This window comes from Umezawaea sp., from assembly GCF_036375055.1.
Classification (GTDB): Bacteria; Actinomycetota; Actinomycetes; order Mycobacteriales; family Pseudonocardiaceae; genus Umezawaea.
This window is the reverse complement of the sequence record NZ_DASUSQ010000065.1, coordinates 59,230-66,682: the sequence shown is the minus strand read 5'-3', so window position 1 is coordinate 66,682 and position 7,453 is coordinate 59,230. Positions and strand designations below refer to the sequence as shown.

Annotated in this window: 3 protein-coding genes; all 3 read left to right on the top strand. The window is 74.6% G+C overall.

Features of this window, described 5'->3' with window-relative positions; translation table 11 throughout:
* Window positions 1-2,344, top strand: a 2,344-nt coding sequence (locus VFZ92_RS18505; RefSeq protein ID WP_330877204.1) for an AMP-binding protein, incomplete at its 5' end; no start/stop codon positions are given.
* A gap of 1 nt (window position 2,345) precedes the next feature.
* Window positions 2,346-4,124: a carbamoyltransferase family protein gene (locus VFZ92_RS18500; RefSeq protein WP_330877203.1), complete on the top strand. Its 1,779-nt coding sequence runs from the start codon at window positions 2,346-2,348 to the stop codon at window positions 4,122-4,124.
* Complete coding sequence (locus VFZ92_RS18495) at window positions 4,117-7,425, top strand: amino acid adenylation domain-containing protein (RefSeq protein ID WP_330877202.1); 3,309 nt, start codon at window positions 4,117-4,119, stop codon at window positions 7,423-7,425. The genes VFZ92_RS18500 and VFZ92_RS18495 overlap by 8 nt, the downstream gene beginning before the upstream one ends.
* The last annotated feature ends 28 nt before the right edge of the window (window positions 7,426-7,453 follow it).

The following is a 7,453-nucleotide window of genomic DNA, read 5'->3' as shown; positions in this document are numbered from 1 at the left end:
GGCGGTGTGGGCGGTGTGGAAGTCCGGTGGTGCGTTCCTGCCGCTGGACCCGGAGCTGCCCGCGGCCCGGTTGGCCGTGATGGTGGAGGACGCGGTCCCGGTGGTGGTCGTGTCGCGGGAGGCGACGCCGGAGTCCTGGCGCACCGTGCCCCTGGAGCCGGACACCGACGTGCCGGACGTGGACCTGCCGCAGGTGGGCGCACGGGACCTGGCGTACGTGATGTTCACCTCCGGCTCGACCGGTCGTCCCAAGGGCGTGATGGTCGACCACGGCGGCCTGGCCAACTACGCGGAAACCCTGCTGCTGCCCCGGATGCGGCGTGCCGGGCTCGCGGCCGGGAGCCAGGCCCGCGTGCTGACGGGCACGTCGGCGTTCATCTCCGACTTCTTCCTCACGCAGATCCTGCCGCTGCTGGACGGCCACCTGCTGCTGGTGGTCTCCGGTGCCGAGGGCCGCGACCCCCGGCACCTGGTCGAGCTGGCGCAGGACCCCGAGCGTTCGGTGGACGTCATCGACGTGGCCACCTCGCAGGTCCAGGTCATGGTGGAGGCGGGACTGCTGGACACCCCGCACCCGCCCACGCTGGTCGCGTTCGGCGGCGAGGTGTGCCCGCCCGACCTGTGGCACGCCTTCCGGTCGCACCCCGACGTGGTCGGGCACAACATGTACGGGCCCGCCGAGGTGACGGTCGACGCGGCGTTCGCGGACATCGGCGCGCACGAGTCGTCGGTCATCGGCAGGCCGTACGGGAACGTGCGCGTGCACCTGGTCGACGAGCACCTGCACCAGGTCCCGCCCGGCTCGCCCGGCGAGATCGTCATCGGCGGTCCCGGTGTGGGCCGCGGCTACGTCCGCCGCCCCGGCGCGACGGCCGCGGTGTTCGTCCCCGACCCCTGGGGTGAACCGGGGAGCAGGCTCTACCGCACGGGAGACCTCGGGCGGTACACGGTCGACGGCCAGATCGAGTTCCTCGGCCGCAACGACCACCAGGTCAAGATCCAGGGCCAGCGCGTGGAGCCCGAGGAGGTCGAGGCGGTGCTCCGCGCCCACCCCGCGATCGACGCGGCGGCGGTCTCGGCCCACCGCGTCGGTGCCGACGGGCGGCTGCGGCTGGTCGCGCACCTGGTCGTGGCGGGGGCGGTGCTCGACCGGGAGGAGATCCGCGAGCACCTGCTCGGCGCGCTCCCGGCCGCGGCGGTCCCGACGGTGCTGGTGCGGGTCGACGCTCTGCCGATGACCGTGGGCGGCAAGCTCGACCGCAGGGCGCTGACCGTGCCGGACGACGTCGACACCCGACTGCCGCACCGGGACGTCGTGGCCCCGCGCACCGGGACCGAGCGGCGGATCGCCGCCGCGTGGCGGGCGGTGCTGGGCGTGGCGGACGTCGGCGTGCACGACGACTTCTTCGCGCTGGGCGGGCACTCCCTGCTCGCCATCCGCCTCACGATGGCGCTCAGCCGCGACTTCGCGGCACGGATCCCGCTGTCCCACCTGTACACGGCGCCCACCATCGCGGAACAGGCCGAGCGGATCGACGACCTGGCGCTGCGCGGCGACGCCGCCGAGACCCGCGCGGTCGTCCCGCTCGGCGGTGTCCGGGGTGCTCGCCCGCTCGTCCTCGTCCACCCCGTCGGCGGCACGCTGTTCAGCTACCTCGACCTGCTCGGCGAGGTGGCGACCGACTTCGAGGCGTTCGGGTTGCAGGGCCGCATCGGCGGCGAGGACTCCGGCGCGACCGACCTCGCCGGGCTGGCCGAGCGGTACGCCGACGAACTGGTGCCGGTGCTCGGGGACCGCGAACCGGTGGTCGCGGGCTGGTCGGCGGGCGGCGTCATCGCCCACGCCCTCGCCCGCGCGCTGGCCGACCGGGGGATCGCCGTCCACCGCCTGGTCCTCGTCGACTCCGACCCGCGGCGCACCGCCGACGTGGAGGCGGAACGACTGGACATCGCCACCCTCGACGCGCTCCGCGCCGACGTGCTGGAGCGCGGACCCGCGCCGCTGCTGGGCTTCGACGGCGCCGACCGGCTGTTCGTCACGCTCGGCGTGGACCCCTCGGCCGTCGCGGCGCTCGACGGGCCCACCGTCGCCGCGCTCATGGCCTTCTGGCGCGACGTGTTCACCGGGCTCGTGGACCACCGCCCCGCGGCGTTCGACGGCCCGACCGACCTCGTGCTGGCGTCCGGGGACGGCGCCGACCTCGTCGCCGCCGCGTGGCGCGACCTGACCGGGACGCTCTCGGTCACGCACGTCGACGGCGACCACTTCCAGCTCATGCGCCGCCCCTGGGTGAAGGCCGTCGCCGACACCCTGCGTGGCTCCACCGCACAGACAGGAGATTGACGTGCTGGTCCTCGGTATCAGCGGGCTCGACCGGACCGCTGCGCTCAAGAAGCGGTTGACACCCGGACTCGACTGGCGGGAGCAGCGCCTGGTGCAGGGCCTCGACTCGGCCGCCGCGCTGGTCGACGAGAACGGCGTCATCGCGGCGTCGGCGCAGGAACGCCACGACGGCGTCAAGGGCACCGGCGCGTTCCCCGTGGACGCCGTCGCCGCGTGCCTGCGCATGGCGGGCAAGACGCTGGACGACGTCGACCTCGTCGCGCACGGCTTCCGCTACGAGCCCTCGCCCGCCTTCGAGCTGGACGACAACCTCCGGCGCTGGTACCGGGAGGCCTACAGCGAGGAGGTCCAGCTCGACGTGCTGCGGGCGCACTACCCGGACCAGGACTGGGAGCGCAAGCTGGTCCGCGTCCCGCACCACCTCGCGCACGCCGCGAGCAGCTACCACCTGAGCGGGTTCCGCGACGCGGTGGTGCTCGTGGCCGACGGCATGGGCGAGGCCGAGTCGACCTCCCTGTTCAGCGGACGCGGCAGCACGCTGGAAACCCTGCGCACGTACCCGATCGCCAGCTCGCTCGGCATCCTCTACAGCGTCGTCACCCAGTACCTCGGGTTCCTGCCCGGCATGGACGAGTACAAGGTGATGGGGCTCGCGCCCTACGGCGACACCGGTGCCTTCCCGGACGTCGAACTGGTCGACCTGCGACCGGGCGGCGGCCTGGCGGTGCCGCTGCTGGCCCACGACCGCACGCCCGCGGAGCGCGAGACGCACAGCGGCGCGATCCGGCGCCTCGAAGAGCTGTTCGGGCCCGCGCGCCACCCCGACGCGCCGGTCACCCAGCGGCACATGGACATCGCCTCCGTGCTCCAGCGGGCGATCGAGGAAGCCCTGCTGTTCGTGCTGCGCGAGGGGATCGAGGGCGGCCCGCCCTCGACGAACCTCTGCCTGGCGGGCGGCGTCGCGCTCAACTGCACCGCCAACGGCCTGATCTCCCGCAGCGGCCTGTTCGAGAACGTCTTCATCCAGCCCGCCGCGGGCGACGACGGGACCGCGCTCGGCGCGGCCCTGCACGTGCTGCGCGAGCACGTCCCCGCCGACCCCCTGCCGATGGGGATGCCCTACTGGGGCGACGAGTTCGGCGACGCCGACGTCGAGGCGGCGCTGGGGACGCTCGGTCCCGGCCACCAGGTGCGCCACCTGCCCGGCGAGTCGCTGCTGAAGGAGGTGTCCGTCCTCATCGGATCGGGTTCCGTGGTCTCGTGGTTCCAGGGGCGCATGGAGTTCGGCCCGCGAGCGCTGGGCAACCGCAGCATCCTCGCCGACCCGACCGCGCCGAACATGCGCGAGCACCTCAACGCGGTGGTCAAGCAGCGCGAGGAGTTCCGGCCCTTCGCCCCCGCCGTGGTCGCGGAGCGGGCGGGCGAGTTCTTCGAGATCGAGGAGGGCCAGGAGAGCCGCTTCCGGCACATGCTGTTCGTCACGCAGGTGCGCGAGCCGTTCCGCGAGCTGCTGACCTCGATCACCCACGTCGACGGCTCCGCCAGGGTCCAGGTCGTCGAGCAGGAGTCCGCGCCGCGCTTCCACGCCCTGATCCGGCGCTTCGGCGACGACCACGGCACCCCGGTCCTGCTGAACACCTCGTTCAACCTGCGCGGGCAGCCGATCGTGCGCACACCCGCCGAAGCCGTCGAGACCTACGCCCGCTCCACCCTCGACGCCCTGGCGATCGGGGACTGGCTGGTCGTCCGCGAACCGGTGGCGGGGGGCTCGGATGACTGAGCGGCCCGACGGCCTGCGCGAGGCCGTCGCCGGGATCTGGTGCGCGATGCTCGGCGTCGACCACGTCAGCCCGGAGGACGACTTCTTCGAGGCGGGCGGCGACTCGGGGCTGGCGGTGGAGACCGCCATCAGCCTGCGCGCCCTCACCGGCACCGACCTCGACCTGGACCTGGTGTACCAGCACCCGGAGTTCGGCGGGCTGCTGTCGTTCCTGACCGACCCCCGACCCGAGGGGCAGGAGCGCCCGCTCACCCCGGCCGAGGAACGGCTGTGGTTCGCGGAGCGGCTGCACCCCGGCTCGCCGACCTACCACATCGCCGCGCTGTACCGGATTCCCGGACGCGTCGACGTGCCGCGCCTGCGGACCGCGCTCGACGCCCTCGTGGCCCGGCACGACTCCCTGCGCCGCGGCTTCGAGGCTCCCGGCCGGGCGGTCACCTCGCCCACCGCGACCGTCTCGTGCCGCTGGCTGGACGCCTGCGGCCTGCCGGAGGCGACCGTGCGGGACCTGATCGACGAGCACGCCCGCCAGCCGTTCGACCTGGCGAACCCGCCGCTGCTGCGCGCGCTGGCCGTCGACCGCGGCGACGAGGACGACCTGCTGCTGCTCACCGTGCACCACCTGGTGTGCGACGGGGCCTCGCTCGCGATCCTGGAGGACGACCTCGGGAAGCTCTACTCCGGGGTCGAACCCGACCCCCGGCCCGACGCGCTCCCCGAGACGGCCTCCCGGCTGTTCGACGAGGACGAGGCCCGCGCCTACTGGCGGCGCACCCTCGCGGGTGCCCCGCGCGGCATCGCGCTGCCGCACGACCTGCCGCGGACGGCCTCACCGGGCAGCGCGGGCGCCGTGCACGCGCTGGTCGCCCCGGACGACCTGCTGGCGGGCATGGCCGACCTGGCCGCCCAGGAGCGGCTCAGCCCGTTCATGACCTGGATCGTCGCCTACGTGGCGGGCCTGGTCCCGCTGACCGGCGAACGCGATGTCGTGATCGGCATCGCCGCCTCCTCGCGCACCCCGGAGCAGCGCGGCGAGATCGGGATGTTCGTCGACCCGGTGCCGCTGCGGCTGGCCCTCCCGGACGGCACCACCACCAGGGACCTCGCCCGCGCGGTCCGGCGCGCGACCGCCGAGGCGCTCGCCCACCGGGGCGTGCCGTTCCAGACGATCGTCGAGGACCTCGGTCCCGGCGGCGACCCGGCCCGCGCGCCGCTCGTGCAGGCCGGGCTCACCTACCTCGACGCCGCGGACAGCGCGCTGCGGCTGGACGACCTGGTGGCGCACCGCGAACTGCTGCCGACGGGCACGGCCAAGTACGAGCTGCTGTGGTCGGTGACCCGCCACGCGGACCGCACGACCACCGAGTTCGAGCACCTCACCGGGCTGTTCTCCGCGGAGCGGGCCGCGGACGTCCACACCGGACTCCTCGACGCCGCCCGCGCGGCGTTCTCCCGCCCGGACGCGCCCCTGCGCCTGCCGGGCCGCCCACCCGCCACCGCGGCCCGCACCGACCCGGAACGCGCCCCGACCCGCGCTCGGCGGCCCATCCCGGAGCTGGTCCGCCTGCGCGCCGCGCAACGGCCGGACGCACCGGCGCTGCGGCACCGCGGCGTCGAACTCACCTACCGGCAGCTCGACGAGCGGGCGGTCGCCATCGCCACCGGCCTGCGGGCCGCGGGCCTGCGCCGGGGTGGCGTGGTCGCGGTCCCGCTGCCGCGCGGGATCGACTCGGTGTGCGCCTACCTGGGCATCTTCTACGCGGGCTGCGCCTACCTGCCGCTCGACCCCGAGCAGCCGCCGGACCGCGTCCGCACGGCGCTGCTCGGCGTGGCCGACGCGGTGCTCGTCGCCGGACCGCACCCGTCGCTCCCGCCGGAGGTGCCGGTCCTCGAACTGGCCGACCTGCTGGCCGGCCGCGACGCCGACCCGGCCGTCCCGGTGCGGGTCGTCGGCGAGGACCCCGCGTACCTGATCTCCACCTCCGGCTCCACCGGGCGCCCCAAGACCGTCGTCGTCCCGCACCGGGGGATCAGCCGACTGGTGCCCGACGCCGACGGCATCGTCTACCACGCCGACGACCGGGTCGCGCACCTGTGCAACCCGGCGTTCGACGCCTCCATCCTGGAGCTGTGGGGCGCGCTGGGCTCCGGCGCCGTCCTGGTGGTCGGCGACAAGCAGGACGCCCTGTCACCCGCCCGGCTGCGCGCCTTCCTCGCCGAGGAGCGCATCAGCGTGCTCGGCCTGCCCACCGCGCTGCTCCACACCGTGATCGACTTCGAGCCCGACGCGATGAGCGGGGTCCGGCTGCTGATCTTCGGCGGGGAGAAGGCCGACGAGCAGCGCCTCGCGCGGCTGCTGGCGAACCAGCCGCCCGCGCGGGTCGTGAACGTCTACGGCCCCACCGAGAACACCACGGTCAGCACCCTCCAGCGGGTCACGCCCGCCGACCTCGACCCCGGTCCGCTGTCGATCGGCCGGGCCGTCTCCGGCTCGACCGCCCACGCGCTCGGGCTCCACGGCGAACCGGTCGCACCCGGCGTCGAGGGCGAGCTGTACGTCGGGGGAGAGGGCCTGGCCCTGGGCTACCACGGCAACCCGGCGCTCACGGCGGCCTCGTTCGTGCCCGACCCGTTCGGCCCGGCGGGCGGTCGCCTCTACCGCACCGGCGACCGGGTGCGCCCGCGGGGCGACGGCACCTTCCACTTCGTCGGCCGCACGGACGACCAGGTCAAGGTCCGCGGCTTCCGGGTCGAACTGGGCGAGATCGAACTGGCGCTGCGCTCGCTCCCGGACGTCACCGACGCGGTCGTGTTCGCCCGCGCCACGGCCGACAGCACCGAACTGCTGGCCTGCGTCACGGGCGGCGCGGCACTGGCCGACGCCGCCGGGATCGCCGACGGCCTGCGCGCGCGGCTGCCGGAGTACATGGTGCCTGCGATCGTCGTGACCGATCGCCTGCCCCTCAACGCGAACGGCAAGGTGGACCGCGCCGCCCTGCTCGCGTCCCTGCCGGACGACCTCCCGGCGTCCGGCGGCGACACCGGGGAGCCCCCGGCCGACGACCCGCTCGCGGAGGCCGTCACGGCGCTCTGGTGCGAATCGCTCGGCACGGCCACCGCCCGTCCCGACGACAGCTTCGTCGCGCTGGGCGGCCACTCCATCAAGGCGCTCAAGCTGCTCGCCCGCGTGGACGAGTCCTTCGGAGTGGTGGTGGACCTCGCCGACTTCCTGGCCGAACCCACCCTGCGCCGCCTCGTCGACTCGGTCTCGCGGGAGACCGAGAACGCACCCACCAGCTGAACCCCCGTCCGAACACCAGCGAGGAGAA

Excerpts from the sequence above, each read along its gene's own strand:
- VFZ92_RS18495 (WP_330877202.1), top strand. The coding sequence starts at position 4,117 with ATGACTGAGCGGCCCGACGGCCTGCGCGAGGCCGTCGCCGGGATCTGG.